Consider the following 20790-nt stretch of genomic DNA (forward strand, 5'->3'; position numbering starts at 1 on the left):
ACACAATCTTTGGTTGGTTGCACCTGCTGCGCTCATGGTCGGTATCTTTTTTTATACCCTTTGTGCTTCTCATTGTATTCAGCCGTTACCTTAGACGAAGGCGGCTTTACTCTGTCGCATCTACTGAAAGCGTTTGAGTTGTATTCTAAAGACATGCTTTTTACCGTTTTCATTGTACTGATTTCTGTATCAATTCTAGCGGTTTTATCGATCACAATTGCGGCGCTAATTACCTTGTCGCCATTTCGCTCACTCGTTAGATTACTGAGTTTTCTTTATCGTTTGCCTTTGTTTATTCCCTTTATTGTCACCGCCCAAATGATGCGAACTTTTTTGGCAAAGAACGGATTGATGAATAATGCCTTTATTGAAGCCGGTCTGTTAACACCTATGGAAACCGTGTCATTCCTTGGTTGGACTGGCATTATTATCACCTTTGTTTGGAAACAAATGGCGTTTTCGACACTGTTAATATCTGGTGCTATGGCCGCACTAGATGATTCACAAATACGCGCTGCACGTAACTTAGGCGCTTCACGTTTTCGTATTTTGGCTCAGATTATATTGCCTCAAATCACACCAAGTATTGGTGTCGCTATGGTGTTATCGACGGTCACTATTATGTCCGTACTTTCCGTTCCCTTGATGATAGGAACCGGCACACCAACCATGATGACAGCGGACATGGCATTTCGAATTAACTCCTATGGCGATTATCACGTGGCAAATGCACTTGGTTTGGTCTCCTATGCTATTTGCGCAGGTTTGGCTTGGTTCTATCTTCGCCAAAATCTAAAAGAAAAAGGAGCTATTTGATGATCTCTACACCAACATCTAGTCTATTGAGTCACATAAAAGTCCGCTCTTTGCGACTCAATTTTTGGCTACAAAGCCTGTTTATATTGCTGCTCGCACTGGTCTTGTTTGGTCCAATTGTAAACCTCTTAATTTGGACAGTAACAGAGAGTTGGTATTTTCCCCATTCTTTGCCAACACAATGGGGATTCAAATACTGGCACCAAGTCTTTAACCCCTACAGCGATGTTTCCAGCTCGTTACTGACCAGCTTATTAATTGCTGTGTTAACCGTCATCGTGTGTTTGTTGGTTTCAGTGCCTGCGGGTTATGCGCTTGCAAAACAAAGCATGCCCTTTCGTGCCTTCTGGATGTTACTGTTTTTGATTCCACAGGCGTTTCCAAACCTTACTGTGTACATGAACATTGCCCGTATTTTTTATGACTTTGGATTGAATGGCACTCTACTGGGCGTGATATTAGTGCACAGCGTACATGGCTTAATGTTTTCAATTTGGATTAGCGTGGCGGCGTTTAGCTCAACCGATCCTATGTTAGAGCGAGCGTCTCGCAATTTAGGCGCAGGACCAATTTATACCTTCTTCCATATCGTTCTTCCTCAAGCGGCTCCAGGCCTTATCGCCAGCTGTATTTTTGTCTTCCTAGAATCCTTGGATGAATTTACCGGGACTTTCTTTGTAGGAGCTCCAAATATCAGTACCTTGCCACTTTTGCTTTATACCGCCAGCATGGAAGGGAATTATCAGATTGCGTCCATTACCGCTTTAATATTGTTGATACCTTCTATTTTATTTATGGTGATCATTCATAAATTTATGCGACCTGAAATGCTATCTAAACTCGGAAAATAGTGGTTTAAGAAAATAAGAACAACTTAAAAGCCGCCAGCGTAGACATAATCCGAATCATCCATTTGAATTGAATTGGGTTTACTTTTTTCAAGAAGTAATAGCCAATGAACGAGCCAAGCGCTAGACCCGGCAGGGCGTAAAGGCTCGTTTCTGCGCTCTCTACAGATAGTAACCCAAGGCCAACGTATAAAGGGAATTTCAATAGATTAATAATGAAGAAGGCCCATGCTCGTGTGCTGACATAAGTACCTTTGTCGAGCTTTTGCTCTAGTAGGAACAAACTGAACAATGGTCCAGCAGCATTAGCAATAACGCTGATAACACCACCAAAGAACCCCATTAGATAAGCGGTAACTGGTTTGCGCATGAATGAAGCTGGACGAAAATCGAGATAAAGGCCTAATGCAATCATTGCGACAATAGTGATACCAAGAAACGTTAAGAATTGATCCGCATCTATGTTCGCCAGAAATTGACTTCCGATAAACACACCTAAAAAAGCTAAGGGTAAAAATCGTCCTAACACGCCCCAAGCAATTTTATTTCTATAACTGGCCACTGCCATTAAGTCTGTCACAATATAAAGCGGCAACAGTATCCCCAGTGCTTCAGGGCCAGGAAAAGCGATCATTACGATCGGTAACACCAGCAGGCCCATACCGCCAACTGAAAACTTTGAAAAGCCGGTAATCAAACCCGCCAAAAACAACACAACCAATGTGAGATCCACTAATTCCTCCTTTCATACCCTGATAACAATTTAATAACGGTCGTTTGAAAATGAGTAATTTCAAGTGCTCGTTCAATGGATAGAATCATAAGACATATAATGAAAAATAAATAATTTCGTTTTATTATTAAAACGATAATAAATACTAATCATTAAGCTGCATAATTTTATGAAACTAGATCAATTAAGAGCTTTTATTGCCGTTGTCGAAACGGGGAGTTTCCGCTCTGCTGCAGACGCCATACATAAAACCCAACCAGGTATCAGTGCCGCGGTAAAAACACTGGAAGCTCAGTATGGAATTTTATTGTTTGATCGCGATAGTTATCGTCCGACGTTAACGGCAGAAGGTCATGCTTTTTTCCAGCAAAGCAAAAAGCTCATTTCTCAAGCACAGCAATTGGAAAATCTTGGTCACGATCTTGCCAAAGGTATAGAAGCGCCATTACACCTTTGTCTCAGTCAGATGGGTGTAAACAAGAATTGTATGATGAGAATCAAAGCTTTTCAGACTCAATATCCAGAAACATCTTTAGACATCACAACTGATCATTTGTACGGCGTTCAGGAAGCCCTCACCAAGAACAAATGTGAAATTGCCATTGGTCCAAGATATGGGCTAGATGATCGCCACGCTTTTGTTGAGCTTTATAGGATTGATATGATTACGGTTGTCTGTCCTGATGTATTGGCTTCGCTCAATAGCCAAATTAGCGTTTCAAAAAATAATGCCTGCGGTGCAAAGATCAAACAACAGCAACTTTATTCATTGCCACAAATTCTAGTGAGCAATACTGCAGTAAACTCAGCAGAAAATGGACACAGATACACTTTACCAACAGGAAGGCGTTGGTACGTGAACGATTTTCAGACAAAAAAAACCATGCTTCTGCATGGTCTTGGGTGGGCTCGGATGCCCAAACACATTATTGGCTCAGAACTTGAAAATGGTCAATTGATTCCGATTGAAGTCGAAAATTTCACATCTCAAAGCCAAGTTCCTATTTTCATGATTCGTCTACGCCATCAGACTCAAAGTTCTCAATCCAACCTTTTTTGGGAAATGATGAAATGCTTTTCTAACTCATCTGATGACACGTAAGAATGAAACTTGATAAACCGCCTTTATGATTTTTTATTCAAAGCCCAATCGTAATCCAAGAACTTGATATCCACTTTTTTGTTATCAAGAGCAGTTTTTACACTTTCAGGTAACGACATAAAAGACGCATAATGACTGATAAAGGCTTCTAATGAGTTGTAGCCTTTCCAACCTTTTTCAAAGTCTTCACGGTACCATTTGAAGATAGAAGACAATTCTAATTTTTTACCATTCAAACGGTTACGGCTGCTGTCAGCTAAAAATAGTTCTGTCTGTGTCTCTAGCAAGCTATCTAGATTATCACCTTGAAAGGCTTGGTTTGATAACGCAGGACAACCAATACTGGCGCAGTTTACCGCAAAGTGGATACGTGGATCATTGTAGCGATCTGAACCACGAATCAATGTATGTTCTACATCATCCAAAGAACGCGTTTTTCCTAATAAAGGAATAAATTCTTTGCTCCAAGGTGAGCTAAAAAAGCTGCCTAGGTCTTTGATTGATTTTAAATCAGGCCATTTGGTAAGAATCAACCCCACTGTCCAAGCATTATAAGCATTGATCAAAAATGCCAGCTGGTCATCCTTCGGCCAAGCATCAAATTCAGACTGACTAATGTTTTCTAGGGCTTCTAAATAAGCATCCAGAGACATTTTATCATCAGCAAACCCTTGATAATCTACTTGGCTGGCTTTACCACCTTCAAGCAAATGAACATTCTGTTGTAATAACGCATTCCATGCGGAATGATCGAAGGTGTTAGCGGCATTTGCGCTAACACTCTGTAAACCCAATACAGCACATAAAACAATCAGCCAGTTCTTCATCTACTTAACCTCGACGCCATGTATGGTATTTTTCCAACCAGCTCAAAATACGTTCTGGTGTGTGCGCGCGTTTCCATTCGCCAGCGGCGTACTTGTTCGATTCTGCCCAAGTAGGATAGGTGTGAATCGTGCCTAAGATTTTGTTCAAACCTAAACCGTGTTTCATGGCTAGAACGAACTCGGCTAATAAGTCACCAGAGTGCTCACCAACAATGGTGACACCTAGAATCTTGTCTTTACCAGGAACAGTAAGTACTTTCACAAAGCCTTTAGTTGCACTGTCAGCAATGGCACGATCTAGTTCATCAAATTCGTAGCGAACCATTTCGTATTCGATGCCTTGTTCCTTCGCATCTTGCTCGCTTAAACCAACTCGTGCTACTTCAGGGTCAACAAAGGTTGCCCAAGGAATCACTCGATAGTCCGCACGGAATTTTTTAAATGTACCGAACAAGGCATTCACAGCGGCAAACCAAGCTTGGTGAGCAGCAACATGAGTGAACTGATAAGGCCCTGCAACATCACCCGCTGCATAGATATTCGGGAAAAGCGTTTCAAGGTAATCATTCGTGATGATGTTACGATCTGTTTCTATACCTAGATTTTCTAAACCGTAACCTTCAAGACGAGCCTGACGACCTACTGCACAAAGCAATGCATCAAATTCAATGACGCTTTCTACGCCATCTTTCTCAACGATCAAACGCTTCACATCACCATCTTTCTCGCAGCGCAGAGCGTTATGAGAAGTCAGAATGTTTACGCCATCGGCTCTCATGCTTTCTTGAACTAATTCTGATACTTCTTGGTCTTCACGAATCATGATTCGCTCAGCACGCTCTACCTGCGTCACATTCGATCCTAGACGAGCAAAGCTTTGTGCTAACTCAGAACCAATCGGACCACCACCTAATACAACAAGACGTTTTGGTGGCGCATCAAATTTTGCGAATTCTTCCCAAAGTGTGTCACTGGTGTAGTAACCCACGTCCTCCAAACCTGGTAGCGGTGGTACAAATGGACGTGCGCCCGTTGCCAACACAATACTGCGTGCTGTCATGCGCTTCGTGCCACCTTCGTTTAATTGGATTTCAACAGTCCAAGGATCTATTAGTTTTGCGTAACCTTGTACAACATCAACACCCAGATTTGTGTAACGCTCAATGCTGTCATGTGGCTCAACTTTGCTAATAACATCATGAACCCGAGCCATCACTTTCTTGAACGAGAAAGTGGGTTCACTGCTGTTCAAACCGTAGTTTTCAGCGTGACGCATTTGCTGTGCAACTTTCGCACTTTTGATCAAGGCTTTACTTGGAATACAACCATAGTTAAGGCAATCACCACCCATTTTATGAGCTTCAATCAGAGTCACCTTAGCTTTTACAGCGGCAGCAATGTAAGCACTTACTAAACCACCAGCACCACCACCAATAACGATAAGGTTACGGTCAAATGTTTTTGGCTTAGTAAAACCTGCATACACACGACGCGCTTTAATAATGTTAATCAATTTTTTAGCTATCAAAGGGAAAACACCTAATAAAACAAAAGAAAGTAATAAAGGAGGAGACAGAATGCCGGATAAGCTTTCTAGTTGACCAAGTTGCGTACCCGCATTTACGAACACAAACGTACCTGCCAACATACCTAGCTGGCTCGCCCAATAAAATGTCACGGCGCGAATCGTTGTCAGCCCCATCAACAAATTAATTAAAAAGAAAGGGAAAATGGGAACAAGACGAAGTGTGAATAAATAAAACGCGCCTTCTTTTTCAATCCCTTCGTTAAAGGCTTTTAAACGATCACCGAAGCGTTTTTGCACAGTATCTTGAAGCAAGTAACGAGAAACAAGAAAAGCCAAGGTTGCACCAATGCTGCTAGCAAACGAAACAATTAGCAAACCCCAGCCCAAACCAAACAAAGCTCCAGCTGCTAGTGTCATGATGGCTGCACCTGGTAAAGATAAGGCAGTCACAATTACATACAAGAGTAAAAACGCACCACCAATAAGTAGAGGGCTTTCAGCACGCCACGCTTCGAATGTCTCTAACCCTGACTTTAGACCTTCTAACGTTAACAATTGATGCAAGTCAAAGTAGAAAAAACCTACGATGACCGCCGCAATTAATATTAACAAAACGGTTTTCTTCATTACTAAGCTCCAAAAGCCACGACTAAATTAGTTGATTGAATTTGATACTATTAAAGTGCTTTGTTTACGGAGCATTATGCTCAAGTAGCACTATATATAAAGATTAGACGCAGTTTGGACAAACTTCTTACAACAAATATCCACTTTAAAGTGAAATTAATAAGGAAGGTATAAAGCAAAGAAGGGAAAAGTAGCATAAGAATAGCTTATGCTACTGAAAACAATTTAATTTCAAGACTCCTCTGAAGCTGCACCAATTCGAGCACATAGGAGACTGAACACAACACCAAAGCAACAAAAGACCAATACCAAACCGATCAAACCATTCATTCCAAATAACGTTATCATAGCCGCGAAACTTGGTGGCCCAATCGTTGCTCCAAGATTACCTAATTGGGCAACCAAGCCATAACCTTGGGCTTGTTCGTCTTGATTTCTAGCCAACACAGGAATCATGGCCAAGGTCGCACCTGGTAGCATACCGATACAAAAAATCATCGCACCGACGACAAAACAGAATAAAGTCGGTTCCGCTAAGAAATTCAACAATGTCAGTGCACTAATTGCCGCACCGATATAAGCGATCAAAGCCACCCGCTGAGGTCGAAAAAAGTATTGAGATAATGCACCCGCAATAAAAGACCCTGCTGTACTGGTTAAAGGTAAAAAGATCTGCATGGTCGTTCTTAACGATTCATCCTGAATAAATCGAGGGATATACGTCAGCATCGACACCAAAATACAGGTGTAAAATAGAAAAATGAAACTCGGAAAGACAATGCGAGGGTTACGGTAAATCTTGCCTAACAGCGTCAGAATTTTATCAGGCACCTCGACTTTAACAGTATTAAAAAGTGAGCTGTTTTTATGAAGAAATACGGTGAGGATCAACGCCATAGAACCAATCAAAATAGCATGACTCAAGTACAAAGCACTTAAACCAAAATTCACTAGAATCCATTTTCCAATAAAACCACTAATGGCAAACGCGACACCAAAAAAGGTGCCCCACAAGCCCATCGTTATCGAACGGTGACGGTTCGCACTCAAGCTGCAGCAATCATAGTTGGAGCGGCGACAACCACACCCAACTGAGAAAAACCTTCCAATAATCGAGTCACCAGAACCAATTCAAATGGCGGTAATAACGACTGAATAAAAGACAACATAGAACCAAGCAGCAATGCGCCAACCAGAACCTTTCGATAGCCAATTCGTCCAGCATAGACACCAGCCGACACACCAAAAATCAGCCCAACCACACCAACAATAGAAAGTGCCATGCCTGTTGCAGTTGGCCCTTCTTGATAATGTATTAATACAGCATCGTAAGAAATTGAAAATTTAGCGAACTGCATGGCAGCAGAAACACCAGCAATCCAGATTAAGACCACTTCAAACCAATAGGTTTTTGGCTCGACAAATTGTTTTTTAGATTCTGTAGATTGCGCCTTTGGAGAGAGACTTGGCATCGGTTGTCCTTGATAAAATAGAATAGCCACTCTCAATACAGACGACATGCACCAAAAACTAACCATTCAGACAGATTTTAGCCGCTATTCTAAATCAAAAAGCACCAAAATTGTGCAGGAATTTCAAATATATCCAAATCAAGTATAGAACTGACTATATAGAATCGTATTTAAACAAGAAAAACAGCCTGAATTTTCATCAGGCTGCTTTATGAGAAATTTAAGACTGATGAGTGACTGTTGTTAAGTCGTTGTTTCTTAGCTCTTTTAAACGCAAACCTATGTTGCCAAAAATTAGCATCAAACCACCAATGATTTGATACCCTGTTAATCCCATGTCTAAGAAGAACCAGTTGATCGCCGCGGCAAACACAGGAAAAGACAGCTCGGCTAAGGTCGCCATTTGAGCTGGTACAGTGCGTAACCCTCGGTAATAAAACCACATTCCAATAAAACCACTTAACAATGCCATTGAAACAGCCAAACCTAAATCTAACGATTTCATCGCCATTAAGTTATCTGTGTTTACTATTGCCAAAGGCAATAAAACCAATAAGCCGGTTACAAAACGACCTGACATAATGGCGTTCGCTGGCATATTCTGATGGGAAAGGTATTTACCGCAAACCGTCGCAGCCCCCCATGAAATAACCGCAATTAATGTGTAGCCATAACCTTTTAACAGACTCATGCTGTCACTTGAGTAATGCCATTGGGCGTTACTCAACAAACGCAAATCAGGCCACATCATCACGAAACTGCCGGATAGAATCACCAACGCCCAGCGGACAAACTGACTTTCGATCCGTTCTTTCAGGAACCAATACGCCAATAAAATCGCTACGATAGGCTGCAGTTTTTGCAGCAAAATCACCACAGTTGGGTTCAAGTATTGAAAGGCTTCCGTAAAGGCTAAGGTTCCTACGGCAGAACCAACACCGCCAATAAAGAACAGGCAGAGAAAACTATTCATCGACATATGACGATAAACGTGACGATAGCGCCACAGCATAGGACTAACAAATAACACTAAGGTAAGGTGTTCGATTAAAACAATTTGTAGCGTGGAATAACCCGCACCCAATAATGGATACCGAATTAAAGTATCAAGCGCCCACGTGAAGCACGCGATCATGATAAAGAATGTTCCTGCCATCTTTGGTTTCTCCAAAAAATAAGATGTACAGGGGTGATGAGGAATATACCAAGACACTTACATTATCAAAGTATGTAAGCTAAAACGCATAGGCAGCGCCAACAAAAATAACCATCACTCAATAAAGAGAAATGATTTTTTGCTGCTTGGTCGATCTTCTATCATCCGGACTCTAACCGTCGGCTCTGGAGTCTCACCAGATCTGCTGACCTTAATTCTATTAATTGCTAAAATAAATAAAATTAAGCGCTCGCGGGCTCTTTGATGGCATTACCCAGTCAAAATTACCGCCGGTGGGGAATTTCGCCCCGCCCCGAAGTTCGATTTATGTAAAATTCACCGGGCAACTTTAAACTTATCCTTTTGTTTAGGCAATATTTAGACTGAGTTTTAGAATGTTTTGTTTTATTCTGCCTGTTCATTACATATTCCTATAGACTCACCATCTAAAATAAATATTCATTGAATAGGACAGCTTCAATGCAAACATCATCTCGAAGTGGCTCTTTCTACGCTTTATCTGCATTTCTTTTATGGGCTATTACACCAATTTATTTCAAAGAAATGTCATTTGTACCTGCAACAGAAATTCTTTCTCACCGAGTCATTTGGTCTTTTCTGCTTGTTATCGCATTAATCTTCGTTTTACGTTATACCAAGGCATTAACAACGGTGCTTAGATCACCAAAAACACTACTAGTTATGCTTATTTCCACCATTCTCATCGCGCTGAATTGGGGAACTTTTATTTGGGCAGTACAAAACAATCAAATGTTAAGTGCAAGTTTGGGTTATTACATCAACCCACTAATTAGTATTTTATTAGGTATGATTTTTTTCAAAGACAAACTCGATAGAGTACGTAAAGCCGCTGTTGCTTTATGCTTTTGCGCCGTCGTTTTTGAAGTCATTCAATTTGGCTCTTTACCTTGGGTTGCGTTGGTTTTAGCCACTAGTTTTGGTTTCTACGGTTTAGCCCGTAAAAAAGTGGCTGTCGATAGCTTCACTGGAATGGCCATTGAAACAGCTATATTGTTACCTTTTGCACTTTTTTATCTTGTGCTCGCCACATCCCCAACATCCAACATGCTTGAGAACAGTACCTCTGTAAACTGGATGCTCATCGCTTCAGGGCCTATTACCATGGTGCCTTTAATGTGTTTTGCTGCGGCGACAAATCGTGTAAGTATGGTGACGATAGGATTTTTTCAATATATCGGCCCAACGGGAATGTTTCTCTTAGCTGTGTTTTTATATAACGAGCCATTGAGTTCAGAAAAGCTTATTACATTTGTGCTTATTTGGTCAGCGCTTGCTATGCTGATCGTTGATTCAATTCGTCGTTTGCGTAACAGCCGTACCAAGAGCGCATTCTCTTAAAAATCTTTCAAGTTCAATTAGTAACACTGACTTGGCCTCTTTCTTAAACACGCCCCAAGTGATGAATAATTGTCTATTAACAGACCCTTTTTAGTAATAAGAGAGCAGGCTATTTGCTCTCTTATTTTTTTATATCTATTGACGAAATTTATTTGTTTCCTTTTCCCTTTCTAAAGCACACAATCGCCACCTGTTTAGCCATTGATTATATTAGAATGAAGATCATCTCTTTCGATGCACTAAGAACACTCCATTTACCCCATGTTCGATACATAAAACCTGAATCTATGTATGATCATTTGGAAGAAATCAAACAAGCTGATTGGCTTCTCTTCCCACAATACTGGCAACTTACTGCATTGACCTGTGGTCTCAAGAAACGCATTTTCCCAAGTCTGGCTTCTTATCTAATTGGCCATGATAAAATCGAAATGACTCGAACCTTTCGCACTATCGTTCCACTACAGCACCCTTACACTGTTATATCTGCTAATACACAGTATGAAGCAGAAAAAATATGGGATGAAATGCCGTCGCCTTTTGTCGCAAAATTCCCTAAAAGCAGCATGGGAAATGGGGTGTTTTTAATCGAAACCCTAGGTCAATGGCGTGATTATATTGCTCAAACCGATGTGTTATATGTACAAGAATACTTGCCCATCGATCGAGACATGCGGATCATTTGGGTTGGTAATAAAATCGTCAGTGGTTATTGGCGTTTGCAGTCTGATAATGGCTTTCATAATAACGTCAGCCAAGGTGGACAAGTTGAGATTGCACTTATTCCAAAGGAAGCCCAAGACCTCGTTACCTTCATTGCGGAATCATTAGACATCAACCATGCGGGATTCGATATTGCCATGGTTGGCTCAGTGCCTTATGTGATCGAGATAAACCGTATTTTTGGTAACCAAGGTATTCAGAGCATTCAAAGTGATGTGAATACCGAACTGCTCAACTACCTGAACGAGCAACACCTTCTATCTACAGCCATGCAAATTGATCAGCCAAGCGGGTTTTAACTGTTACCGACTTGTGAAGTATGAATGTAGAAAAAGGCTTAGTGTTTAGCCATGGTGTCGATGGCTTGTTTGAGAGCAAGAGCAACGTCACCTTGAGAACGGGTTTTGATTGAACACTCTTTAATGGCGACAACGTAATCAGTGGGGATTTTATCTTCTGAATAACGATCACTGAGATATCGAATAAAGCTTGCCTGTTGACGACTAAACAGCTTTTTCATTAATTTAGCTTGAGACTCGTTACCACCATAAAATTGCAACAGTTTAGGGTCAATCACCTCGCGATCTAGATAATCACCGTAACGCCTAAGCCCTGTGTGGATCAGTACTATTTCTTCTTCAGAATAAGTATTACTTGCACTGCTGATTTTTGAGTCAACGAAATTCGTCAACGCCAAGCAAGAGTGGATTTCATTAATCGAAGTAGCCGCAGACAACACAGACGAGCCTGTTACTCCTGCAATCATTGCAATTCGTCCATAAATTTTCAAAGTCCCTTTCCTTCTTTTTTTGTAGTCAGCAAAATAAAACATGTAATAAAGCTCCTCGATTAAGTTTTTAGAACTCAATGAAGTTGTTACCCACGAAAAATCATTGCTAATCACTATCGCCAAAATTCTATAGTACTAAAGATAGAAGTACAAAAACTAAAATTGATCTACTTCTATTTGCAGTCCGAAGTAACGCGTTTATTTGAAGCAGGGTTATTGACTAATTTTTGCTCAGGTCTAATGGGGCGGGGGACAAAATTACCACCACAATTAGGGCACATGGAATCCTGCCTAATCTCAACGCAGTCTACACAAAATGTACACTCAAAACTGCATATCATGGCATCTTCAGCAAAAGGCGGTAGATCTTTATCACAACACTCACAGTTGGGTCTTAGCTCTAACATGTTTTACCTCAGCATCATTAGAATAACCCCATTGAATCTAGCAAAAATCCCATTGGAAAACATCATTAGGTAATTCATTGTAAAAACATTTTTTACCTAAAGTACTTTATACTGAACTATAAAGTCATCAGTGAGTTGAAGGTTACAAACATGCTATCTAATGTAATGTAAACTCTTCAAACAGTCTGAAAAGATGTTATTTAACAATTATTAGAGCAAAATAATAATGAACAAGCGTCATGCCACTTCTGCCGATGTCGCCACTTTAGCTGGCGTTTCGCAATCAACCGTATCACGAAGTTTTGACCCAAATAGTCGAATCTCGGAACCGACACGCCTGCGTGTTTTTGCGGCGGCTGAGCAGCTTGGCTATCAGGTCAATAAAGCTGCGCAGACCATGATTAAGAAACGTAGTGATCTAGTTGGTCTTGTTACCGCGGGGTTAGAAGATCCATTCCGCTCTGAGTTTCTACATAAGTTAATCATTGAAGTGCAAAACTGCGGACTTCGTCCCATGGTAATGGACGTATCGAATCGAGAAACCATAGATGAAGACCTGCATGGACTTATTCAATATCAGCTCAGCGGTGTCATTATCACTTCAGGCACACCAAGCGAAAATATTGGTAAAGCCTTTATCAAACACGGTACACCGGTGGTGTTAGTTAATCGAACTGAGCACTCTGACGAAGCTGATATTGTCAATTTAGACAATAAGAAAGCAGGCTCCATGGCTGCTGAAGCACTAATTCAATCAGGTAAAACACACCTTGCCGTTGTGCGAGCTAAACAACCGAGTTTTAGCAGTGTAATGCGTGCTAATGGTTTTTTAGCCTACCTACAGCCTTATATTCAAAAAGGTCTAATTCAAGCCAATGAGATCTTGTGTGAAGTTGGTGATTACGATGGTGGCTATCAGGTTGCAGAACACATATTAACCTCATCAGACGAGCACGTAGATGGCCTATTTTTCTGCATGGATCACCTGGCTTGTGGTTTTTTAGATGCCGCCAAACAACTTGTAAGCACGGAACATCTAGAGTCTATCGGTATTATTGGCTGTGATGATATAGCCTTAGCTCGGTTTAAAGCCTATGATTTGACAACCATTAGACAGCCTTCGACGGAGATAGCAAAAGCAGCGGTTCAAACTTTGCTAAATCGATTGAAATATCCGACTTCTATCCCGAATAAACAAACGATTTCAGCAGAACTAATCTATCGATCCACCTTAATCAAACCCAAAACAAACGAATAAAAGAAACAAGATTATTCATTACTAACTATTCAAGTATTGTTACCTATTGATAACAATAGAATTTTTATTTCGTTTTGATTTATTTTGAAATTTACCTTTCGTTATTGAAATTTGCCTAGTATGCTTATTTTGTTGTTCATACGTATGCACAACTATTAAAAAAACATCAGGAGGCAATATAAAAATGAAAAACTCTCCCTATATCCTTAGCCTTGCTTTAGCGACAATGGCGACATTCACTGCCACACCCGCTATGGCCAAAGGTAAGCTAAATGTTCTTTGTTCCACAGATACAGATTGGTGTAGCTTGATGGAAACAAGCTTTGAAGCAGAAACAGGTATTGATGTCTCGCTTATTCGTAAAAGTGCCGGCGAAGCCTATGCACAATTACGGGCTGAAGCGAAAAACCCAAAAATTGACATTTGGTGGGGTGGTACAGGTGATCCGCACCTTCAAGCTGCCGAAGAAAAACTAACTCAAGCGTACAAACCTAAAACATTGTCCGATCTGCGTGACTGGGCGCAAAATCAAGCCAAAGTCTCCGGCTACCGTACTGTTGGTATTTACGCTGGTGCATTAGGTTTTGGCTACAATGAAGATATTCTCAAATCCAAAGGTCTACCAGCACCACAATGTTGGAAAGATCTCGCTAAACCAATTTACAAAGGCGAAGTACAAGTTGCCAACCCAAACTCATCAGGAACGTCATACACAGCACTAGCGACTTTTGTACAAATGATGGGGGAAGAGCAAGCGTTCGACTTCCTTGCTCAGCTTCATAAAAATATAAATCAATACACAAAGTCCGGCTCAGCACCAATTAAAGCCGCCTCTAATGGTGAAACTGCCATTGGCATTACCTTCATTCACGATATCGTAAAGCAGGTTGAAAAAGGTTACCCAGTCAAAGCTGTGGCACCTTGTGAAGGTACAGGCTATGAAGTGGGCTCAATGAGTATAATAAAAGGTGCTCGCCATATGAAAGAAGCCAAAATCTGGGCAGAGTTTGCTTTACGCCCTGATATTCAAACCATGGCAGTAAAAGCCAATGCTTACCAAGTACCATCAAATAAATCGGCAACAACACCTCCCGGTGCGCCAGACTTTGATACGCTGAAACTGATCGATTATGACTTTGCCAAATATGGATCCGCAGACACGCGCCAACATTTGCTGCAACGTTGGGATGATGAGATCAAATCTCTACCACGTTAATCATTCAGACAAACCTTGTTTTTTACTGAGGTCTGTGGGGACTTAGTCCCCGCAGAGACTCAAGTTACTGTTTGGAGTATCAATCGTGAAACACTCTTTTATTCCGTGGCTTTTACTCGGCTGGATCGGCTTTTTGCTGATGCCTTGGTATCTGCTCGAAGATGGCTTCTGGTCATTTATTTGGTTAACCGATGGTTATCCTACCGATTTATATTACGCACCAGCCATTCTGCAAGGCTTGCTTGGTGATAAGTTATGGTTGCTGCCATTAGCCTTGCCATTAATTGTACCTTTACGCCTGATTTCATTAACGAAAAGTGACCCAAGATACAGTCGATATCTTATTTTTTCTGGTGCTTTTGGTCTGATTTATATGATGGGTCAAGGTTTCGCCATTGGCATCAGTGGCTGGCAATTTGCTGGGCTGGAGTTTTTATTTGGTGAACTAGAACAACAGCAATATGGTTTCGGTTACGGTGCCATGCTGTGCGGCTTATCTTTCTTGATTCTACTAACGACTGGACTTGCCGCTACGGGTTTTTTAAAAGGCGATGTATTTGTTACCGGAAGTATTGGTTTGATCGTCGCTTTGGTTGGCGTATTTGTTTTCTTTCCTGTCAGCCAAGTATTAATTAGTGCTTTTATGAACAACGATGGTGTTTTTGCACCATCGGCATTTTTCGGTAAATTCTTTAGCGATGACATTTGGTCATTAGCTTGCCTAAGTAGTGGTTATACCTGCGGTACTGCATGGAATTCACTTACTTTGGCTATTCTAACGGCTACAATCACCACCTTACTCGGTCTATCTTTTGCGCTGGTTGTCACTCGTACTGGTTTTCGCTGGAAAAGATCCTTACGCCTACTAACAGTTTTACCCATTATCACACCTCCTTTTGTTATTGGTTTGGCGTTAATTCTATTGTTTGGCCGTTCTGGTGTGGTTACTCAATTCTTCGCCGATGTATTTAATATTGAACCTGGTCGATGGCTCTATGGCATGCCTGGAGTACTACTTGCTCAAGTACTGTCATTTACTCCGATTTCGTTTTTGGTTTTGATTGGTGTTGTAGAAGGTGTCAGCCCTTCTATGGAAGAAGCGTCGCAAACTTTACGAGCAGATCGCTGGCACACCTTTGTTAATGTCTCCTTACCCTTGATGCGTCCCGGATTAGCCAATGCCTTTTTATTGGCCTTCATTGAAAGCCTCGCCGATTTTGGCAACCCAATGGTGCTTGGTGGCGATTTTGACGTGCTTTCCACTGAAATTTTCTTTGCCATCGTGGGGGCTCAAAACGATCAAGGTTATGCTGCAGTTTTAGCCATACTTTTACTATTTTTCACCTTAAGTGCGTTTTTCCTACAGCGCCATTGGATTGGTAAAAAATCCTACACTACGGTGACAGGGAAAGCAGATTCTGGTGCTTATATGGGCTTAAACCAAGGTATGAAATTAGCTTGCTACATGACCGCATTGCCTTGGGCCGTATTAACCATCGCCATTTACGGCATGATTATGTTTGGTGGTTTTGTTCAAAACTGGGGTTACGATAATAGCTTTACCTTGCAGCATTATCATGATGCTTTCTCTGTTAGTTGGGGTGAGTTTGGCATGATCTGGGAAGGAGCGGCGTGGGATTCATTGTGGACAACCTTGAGTATTTCCGCCATTGCCGCACCATTTACGGCCATGGTTGGTTTGCTTACTGCTTACTTACTAGTTCGTCAGCAGTTCAAGTGGAAAAATGCGTTTGAATTTGGCACCATGTTGAGCTTTGCTATTCCCGGTACTGTCATTGGTATCAGCTACATCCTTGCCTTTAATGTCCCGCCATTGGAGCTTACTGGTACTGGTGTGATTCTGATTATCTGTTTTGTTTTCCGTAATATGCCTGTTGGTGTGCGTGGTGGTATTGCTGCCATGAGTCAGCTAGACAAGAGCCTAGACGAAGCATCACTGACTTTAGGTGCAAACAGTCTACGTACTTTCCGACGGGTAATACTTCCACTATTACGCCCTGCGATTATCGCGTCCTTGGTATACAGCTTTGTACGCGCTATTACTTCAGTTAGCGCCGTGATCTTCTTAGTTAGTGCTGATCACAACATGGCGACATCTTACATCATTGGTCTAGTTGAAAATGGCGAATATGGTATAGCCATCGCCTACTGCAGTGTGCTGATCCTAGTCATGTTGGCTGCCATCATAGGAATCAATCTTGTTGTTGGAAAACGCCGTCTAAGACGTACTGATTCAATCTCTCATTCAAACAAGTCATCGGCTACTTCAAGCCCTTCTTTTAAGGAGAAACACGCATGAGTCTTCAATACAAACCAGGCTCAGTGAGCTTTGAAAATGTCATTAAAACTTTTGGTAATGTAACCGCCATTGATAACGTATCTTTTACAATAGAACCAGGAAATCTTGTCACCTTATTGGGACCAAGTGGCTGTGGCAAAACCACAACTTTGCGTATGTTGGCAGGTCTAGAGCACCCAACATCTGGTCGTATTATGATTGGAGATAAAGACGTCACCCATCTTCCTGCAACGGACAGAGACGTCAGCATGGTATTTCAGTCTTATGCTCTATTTCCTCATATGACAGTAGCCGAGAATGTTGCCTATGGCCTTAACGCCAGTGGAGCGAATAAAGTCGAAGCGAAAGAAAAAAGCGAAGAAGGGTTAGAGCTGGTTGGCTTAGCAGGCTACGGAGAGCGTTACCCTAGTGAGTTATCTGGTGGACAGCAGCAACGTGTCGCTGTTGCTCGGGCATTGGTTCTAGAACCTGAAGTACTGCTCTTAGATGAACCTTTGTCGAACCTAGACGCCAAATTACGTCGCCATGTGCGGGAAGAAATCCGTGAACTCCAACAAAAAATTGGTTTAACCGCCGTGTATGTCACCCATGATCAAGAAGAAGCACTAGCTGTATCTGATCGTATTATTGTGATGAACCGCTCAGTAATTGCTCAAGAAGGCAGTCCTCGTGAACTCTACGAAGCCCCTGCTTCAAGCTTTATTGCCGATTTTATTGGTGACGCTAACTTAGTTGATGCAGACATTATCGCTACCGATGGTCAAACGGCGGAAGTTGCCGTAGGCGCGCTACGTTGCTCTTTACCCCAGCGCGGCTTTGGCAAAGGCCGCGTGCAGTTGGCGGTACACCCGAGCTCAGTACGTCTATCTAAGCTTGATCCTCAGTCCACAGGGCTTGCCGGCAATGTGAGGCGAGCCACTTATTTAGGCAACCAAATGCAATACGATGTCGACTCCGAAGTAGGTACTTTATTCGTTGTCGATTATCGTGTTGAGCAAGCAATTCCCGTCGGTTCCGATGTGTCTATTGCGTTTTCAAATCGCGGTCTTGCGTTAGTTAAGACGGCTTAGAGTGGAGTCCAACTCATGTTTTTAGCTCATAACCTAATAGATCAAGCGGTTTTTAACCGATTCGAACAGGCCGAAAAAGTCATCAAGGTGGCTGGCGCTCAAGCACTGGACTATTTCCGTAATCGGGAAAAGCTTGTGGTAGAAACCAAAATGGAGCCACAGGATGTGGTCAGCATTGCCGACCGTAATGTAGAAATCACCATCATTGAAGGCTTACAAGAAAGCTTTCCTCAAGATGGTTTTCTCGGTGAAGAACAAGGCGTCACCAAGGGCAAAAACCAGTATTTGTGGGTAATTGATCCCATCGATGGTACAGCATGTTTTCTTAATGGCATGCATGCTTGGTGTATTTCCATCGCACTTATGGTGAACGACAAAATTGCTTGCGGCCTTATCTTTGATCCGAACAGTGGCGAACTTTTCAGCGCTGTGGCGGGAAAAGGTTGCTTTGTAAACAATCAAAAAGTCGAAACGCTTAAGGTGAACTCAGTACAAGAAGGCGTAATGGGTTTAGGCACTTCTCACCGAGTTCCAGCATCATTGTGCGTAAACTTCATCGATAAGTTGTTAAACCAAGGCGGCATGTTCATTCGTAATGGCTCTGGAGCACTCATGCTGGCCTATGTGGCGGCAGGTCGCTTAATTGGCTACTACGAACCGCACATTAACTCATGGGATTGCTTGGCCGGTCTCATCATGGTGGATGAAGCCGGTGGTGCAACCAATAACTTTTTAGCTGGAGAAGGGTTGCTCAAAGGTAACCCCTTACTCGTATCTGCCAATGGTATTAAAACATCGCTCAACGAGATGACTGGTATTCAGTAATCTAAATAGCTTTATTCCAACTTCACCGCCTGATTGTTTTCATCTACAAAAAGGCGGTTTTTTTAGCGGTTAATTCACTAGCACACCTGTTTATGAAATCTTCGGCGCGGTTTTATTTAAGCGCTTTGGGCTTTTTTCCCAACGCACTTTCACTTCAAACTGCTGGCTGTCTTCATCATCAGAAGCAGTCACTTTTAAACGTAATAAGCCTTTTGGATCAAGCGATAAGGCACCTTCTTTTTCATCAGAAAACTCTAACTTTCCTTTGCTTAACCCTTTCGACAAGGCTTTTAAAACGTCTTGGATATCATCAGGATCAAGCAAGGCTTCATATTTAAATTCTGTTTTCGATTTCATAATAGTTACTCGTAGATAGTCTGTAATTCTTCTGCGGAGATCACTTTTACAGTCGGATAATCACAACTTAACCCAACGATGCCAGTGGCTTTATCAATCAAGGTAGCTCCTATTCCGTAGCTTTTTAGACCTTCAGAATGACGCGAATGAGAGTCTAGAGTGATATCAGCTTCCACATGAACCAAGCCTTTTTTGATCGCTATACGTTGGCCTTGTTGTCGATTTACATGCCCTTGAACCACCACATGAATGCCGGCTTTATGAATGGCTTTCACGCCACGATCGGTCAATGGCAAATCCGCGTCGCGGTATTTTGTACGGAAGGTATTGGCAATTGAGCTGTAGTAGAAGCTAAATAAGTCTCGACGTTTTAAGTTACGATGAAAGGCTTTATTCGCATAACTCGTACCGCTTTTCAATAACATTTGTCCCATGCTGTCATCGAGTCCTGCGTGTAGAAATAAGAAAGAACCCCGTTTTGCGACCAACTCCATTTTGCGAAAGAACCAATTGAATTCGCCTTTTTTATGTAGGAATAACTGCTGGCATTTCAAAGAAGTGGCATACACTTGTCGTAAACTTAAACCCGCTGCACGACAGTGTTTTTCAAAACTGTGGTTTTTCGATTCCATCTTACGCACTTCACGATCGATCCCCTCAACCGTTAAAAAACCCGCCGCATGAAAAGGAAACTCTTTAAACCAATCTTCCCCAGGAAAAAGATGTTTACGACAGGTATCTTCATCTGGGATTTTTTTGTCCCAATGTGTGCCTGCCAAATATTCATCAAACACTTCGCGAAACAACGGCACAACCTTCTTTCCCATACGAACAAAAAAGTGCTGATTGCCCACATCTTTTTTACGAGCCAACGCCAACAAGCCCATCAAAAGTCGCAAGTCATGGTTGCCAGCCAACAAGGTAACACGAGCCTTTAAGGTATAAAGCTGTTTCACGCTGCGCAGTAAGGCAAGATTACTAGGCCCTTTATCCAAGCAATCACCGCCAATAATGATCTCGGATTTCTTACCTTTTTTCGTCAACGTTAAATGGCCTAAACCCGCTTTCTTTTTACGATCCACCACACCAGCCGCAATTAAAGACGCTTCAAATGCCGTCGCATCCGCATGAGGATCAGAGATAAATACCACAGAACGTTTTGGCCAACGGAGTTTGTTTTTCTCGAAACGAGCAGGTGTGTCGTTGGATTCCAGAACATGACTGTTCACCGAACTGTCGTCCCGCGGCCACGATGTCCACTCCCTCGGCAAACGCGCAATAATATTGGCGTGATGAGGGTAATCTGTAATAGCGGGAATCGGGTTCTGCATGGTG

The 20790-nt window shown here is 42.0% G+C and carries 20 protein-coding genes and 1 riboswitch; of the genes, 10 read left to right on the top strand and 10 right to left on the bottom strand.

Going from position 1 to position 20790, the window contains the following annotated elements; all coding sequences use genetic code 11:
- Window positions 1–72 precede the first annotated feature (72 nt).
- A complete protein-coding gene (locus AC0L3Y_RS04965; RefSeq protein WP_473469496.1) occupies window positions 73–816 on the top strand; it encodes an ABC transporter permease in 744 nt (247 codons plus the stop codon).
- Window positions 816–1667 (top strand): ABC transporter permease, encoded by an 852-nt coding sequence (locus AC0L3Y_RS04970; protein ID WP_473469498.1) that lies wholly within the window; start codon window positions 816–818, stop codon window positions 1665–1667. Before AC0L3Y_RS04965 ends, AC0L3Y_RS04970 begins: the two co-directional genes overlap by 1 nt.
- 4 nt (window positions 1668–1671) lie before the next feature.
- On the opposite strand, the gene AC0L3Y_RS04975 is transcribed toward AC0L3Y_RS04970, so the two are convergent.
- On the bottom strand, window positions 1672–2397 hold the full coding sequence (locus tag AC0L3Y_RS04975; protein WP_473469500.1) for a sulfite exporter TauE/SafE family protein: 726 nt from the start codon (window positions 2395–2397) through the stop codon (window positions 1672–1674).
- A gap of 169 nt (window positions 2398–2566) precedes the next feature.
- On the opposite strand from AC0L3Y_RS04975, the gene AC0L3Y_RS04980 reads away from it, so the two are divergent.
- Window positions 2567–3499 (top strand): LysR family transcriptional regulator, encoded by a 933-nt coding sequence (locus AC0L3Y_RS04980; RefSeq protein WP_473469503.1) that lies wholly within the window; start codon window positions 2567–2569, stop codon window positions 3497–3499.
- A gap of 23 nt (window positions 3500–3522) precedes the next feature.
- Here the strand turns inward: AC0L3Y_RS04980 and AC0L3Y_RS04985 are convergent, their stop codons facing one another.
- The 5 genes from AC0L3Y_RS04985 to AC0L3Y_RS05005 all read right to left on the bottom strand — a co-directional run bounded on the left by AC0L3Y_RS04985 (window position 3523) and on the right by AC0L3Y_RS05005 (window position 9109).
- Window positions 3523–4326, bottom strand: coding sequence for a DUF547 domain-containing protein (locus AC0L3Y_RS04985; protein ID WP_473469505.1), 804 nt, complete (start codon window positions 4324–4326; stop codon window positions 3523–3525).
- A gap of 4 nt (window positions 4327–4330) precedes the next feature.
- Window positions 4331–6481, bottom strand: coding sequence for an FAD-dependent oxidoreductase (locus AC0L3Y_RS04990; protein WP_473469507.1), 2151 nt, complete (start codon window positions 6479–6481; stop codon window positions 4331–4333).
- Between the two features lie 231 nt (window positions 6482–6712).
- Window positions 6713–7531 carry an MFS transporter gene (locus tag AC0L3Y_RS04995; RefSeq protein ID WP_473469510.1) on the bottom strand — a complete coding sequence of 273 codons (819 nt, stop codon included), beginning with the start codon at window positions 7529–7531 and terminating at the stop codon, window positions 6713–6715.
- Window positions 7528–7953, bottom strand: coding sequence for a hypothetical protein (locus AC0L3Y_RS05000; RefSeq protein ID WP_473469512.1), 426 nt, complete (start codon window positions 7951–7953; stop codon window positions 7528–7530). Before AC0L3Y_RS05000 ends, AC0L3Y_RS04995 begins: the two co-directional genes overlap by 4 nt.
- Window positions 7954–8173: 220 nt before the next feature.
- Window positions 8174–9109, bottom strand: a complete 936-nt coding sequence (locus tag AC0L3Y_RS05005; RefSeq protein WP_473469514.1) for a DMT family transporter — start codon at window positions 9107–9109, stop codon at window positions 8174–8176.
- A 149-nt stretch (window positions 9110–9258) separates the two neighbouring features.
- Window positions 9259–9434: riboswitch (FMN riboswitch) on the bottom strand.
- A gap of 155 nt (window positions 9435–9589) precedes the next feature.
- Between AC0L3Y_RS05005 and rarD the strand changes: the two genes are divergently transcribed.
- Both rarD and AC0L3Y_RS05015 read left to right on the top strand, forming a co-directional pair.
- On the top strand, window positions 9590–10489 hold the full coding sequence (rarD, locus tag AC0L3Y_RS05010) for an EamA family transporter RarD (RefSeq protein ID WP_473469516.1): 900 nt from the start codon (window positions 9590–9592) through the stop codon (window positions 10487–10489).
- Window positions 10490–10704: 215 nt separating this feature from the next.
- Window positions 10705–11511 (top strand): ATP-grasp domain-containing protein, encoded by an 807-nt coding sequence (locus AC0L3Y_RS05015; protein WP_473469518.1) that lies wholly within the window; start codon window positions 10705–10707, stop codon window positions 11509–11511.
- Window positions 11512–11549: 38 nt separating this feature from the next.
- Here the strand turns inward: AC0L3Y_RS05015 and AC0L3Y_RS05020 are convergent, their stop codons facing one another.
- Entirely contained in the window at window positions 11550–12044 is a 495-nt protein-coding gene (locus AC0L3Y_RS05020; RefSeq protein WP_473469519.1) for a hypothetical protein, read from the bottom strand.
- Between the two features lie 131 nt (window positions 12045–12175).
- Complete coding sequence (locus AC0L3Y_RS05025; protein WP_473469521.1) at window positions 12176–12409, bottom strand: DUF1272 domain-containing protein; 234 nt, start codon at window positions 12407–12409, stop codon at window positions 12176–12178.
- Between the two features lie 226 nt (window positions 12410–12635).
- Between AC0L3Y_RS05025 and AC0L3Y_RS05030 the strand changes: the two genes are divergently transcribed.
- The 5 genes from AC0L3Y_RS05030 (at window position 12636) to AC0L3Y_RS05050 (ending at window position 19098) form a co-directional block, all read left to right on the top strand.
- A complete protein-coding gene (locus AC0L3Y_RS05030) occupies window positions 12636–13667 on the top strand; it encodes a LacI family DNA-binding transcriptional regulator (RefSeq protein ID WP_473469523.1) in 1032 nt (343 codons plus the stop codon).
- Window positions 13668–13851: 184 nt separating this feature from the next.
- Window positions 13852–14883 (top strand): ABC transporter substrate-binding protein, encoded by a 1032-nt coding sequence (locus AC0L3Y_RS05035; RefSeq protein ID WP_473469525.1) that lies wholly within the window; start codon window positions 13852–13854, stop codon window positions 14881–14883.
- A gap of 85 nt (window positions 14884–14968) precedes the next feature.
- Window positions 14969–17203 carry an ABC transporter permease gene (locus AC0L3Y_RS05040; protein ID WP_473469527.1) on the top strand — a complete coding sequence of 745 codons (2235 nt, stop codon included), beginning with the start codon at window positions 14969–14971 and terminating at the stop codon, window positions 17201–17203.
- Window positions 17200–18273, top strand: coding sequence for an ABC transporter ATP-binding protein (locus AC0L3Y_RS05045; protein ID WP_473469529.1), 1074 nt, complete (start codon window positions 17200–17202; stop codon window positions 18271–18273). The genes AC0L3Y_RS05040 and AC0L3Y_RS05045 overlap by 4 nt, the downstream gene beginning before the upstream one ends.
- A 15-nt stretch (window positions 18274–18288) precedes the next feature.
- Entirely contained in the window at window positions 18289–19098 is an 810-nt protein-coding gene (locus AC0L3Y_RS05050; RefSeq protein WP_473469531.1) for an inositol monophosphatase family protein, read from the top strand.
- A 90-nt stretch (window positions 19099–19188) separates the two neighbouring features.
- Here the strand turns inward: AC0L3Y_RS05050 and AC0L3Y_RS05055 are convergent, their stop codons facing one another.
- Both AC0L3Y_RS05055 and AC0L3Y_RS05060 read right to left on the bottom strand, forming a co-directional pair.
- A complete protein-coding gene (locus tag AC0L3Y_RS05055) occupies window positions 19189–19455 on the bottom strand; it encodes an amphi-Trp domain-containing protein (protein ID WP_473469533.1) in 267 nt (88 codons plus the stop codon).
- Between the two features lie 5 nt (window positions 19456–19460).
- Window positions 19461–20786 carry a metallophosphoesterase gene (locus tag AC0L3Y_RS05060; protein WP_473469535.1) on the bottom strand — a complete coding sequence of 442 codons (1326 nt, stop codon included), beginning with the start codon at window positions 20784–20786 and terminating at the stop codon, window positions 19461–19463.
- Between the last annotated feature and the right edge of the window lie 4 nt (window positions 20787–20790).

The organism is Marinomonas sp. GJ51-14, from assembly GCF_055808695.1.

What these genes read in the sequence shown, in the direction of transcription:
- AC0L3Y_RS04970 (WP_473469498.1), top strand. Translation starts at nt 816, where the DNA reads ATGATCTCTACACCAACATCTAGTCTATTGAGTCACATAAAAGTCCGC.
- AC0L3Y_RS04980 (WP_473469503.1), top strand. Translation starts at nt 2,567, where the DNA reads ATGAAACTAGATCAATTAAGAGCTTTTATTGCCGTTGTCGAAACGGGG.
- AC0L3Y_RS04985 (WP_473469505.1), bottom strand. Translation starts at nt 4,326, where the DNA reads ATGAAGAACTGGCTGATTGTTTTATGTGCTGTATTGGGTTTACAGAGT.
- AC0L3Y_RS04990 (WP_473469507.1), bottom strand. Translation starts at nt 6,481, where the DNA reads ATGAAGAAAACCGTTTTGTTAATATTAATTGCGGCGGTCATCGTAGGT.
- AC0L3Y_RS05000 (WP_473469512.1), bottom strand. Translation starts at nt 7,953, where the DNA reads ATGCCAAGTCTCTCTCCAAAGGCGCAATCTACAGAATCTAAAAAACAA.
- AC0L3Y_RS05005 (WP_473469514.1), bottom strand. Translation starts at nt 9,109, where the DNA reads ATGGCAGGAACATTCTTTATCATGATCGCGTGCTTCACGTGGGCGCTT.
- rarD (WP_473469516.1), top strand. Translation starts at nt 9,590, where the DNA reads ATGCAAACATCATCTCGAAGTGGCTCTTTCTACGCTTTATCTGCATTT.
- AC0L3Y_RS05015 (WP_473469518.1), top strand. Translation starts at nt 10,705, where the DNA reads ATGAAGATCATCTCTTTCGATGCACTAAGAACACTCCATTTACCCCAT.
- AC0L3Y_RS05020 (WP_473469519.1), bottom strand. Translation starts at nt 12,044, where the DNA reads ATGTTTTATTTTGCTGACTACAAAAAAAGAAGGAAAGGGACTTTGAAA.
- AC0L3Y_RS05025 (WP_473469521.1), bottom strand. Translation starts at nt 12,409, where the DNA reads ATGTTAGAGCTAAGACCCAACTGTGAGTGTTGTGATAAAGATCTACCG.
- AC0L3Y_RS05030 (WP_473469523.1), top strand. Translation starts at nt 12,636, where the DNA reads ATGAACAAGCGTCATGCCACTTCTGCCGATGTCGCCACTTTAGCTGGC.
- AC0L3Y_RS05035 (WP_473469525.1), top strand. Translation starts at nt 13,852, where the DNA reads ATGAAAAACTCTCCCTATATCCTTAGCCTTGCTTTAGCGACAATGGCG.
- AC0L3Y_RS05045 (WP_473469529.1), top strand. Translation starts at nt 17,200, where the DNA reads ATGAGTCTTCAATACAAACCAGGCTCAGTGAGCTTTGAAAATGTCATT.
- AC0L3Y_RS05050 (WP_473469531.1), top strand. Translation starts at nt 18,289, where the DNA reads ATGTTTTTAGCTCATAACCTAATAGATCAAGCGGTTTTTAACCGATTC.
- AC0L3Y_RS05055 (WP_473469533.1), bottom strand. Translation starts at nt 19,455, where the DNA reads ATGAAATCGAAAACAGAATTTAAATATGAAGCCTTGCTTGATCCTGAT.
- AC0L3Y_RS05060 (WP_473469535.1), bottom strand. Translation starts at nt 20,786, where the DNA reads ATGCAGAACCCGATTCCCGCTATTACAGATTACCCTCATCACGCCAAT.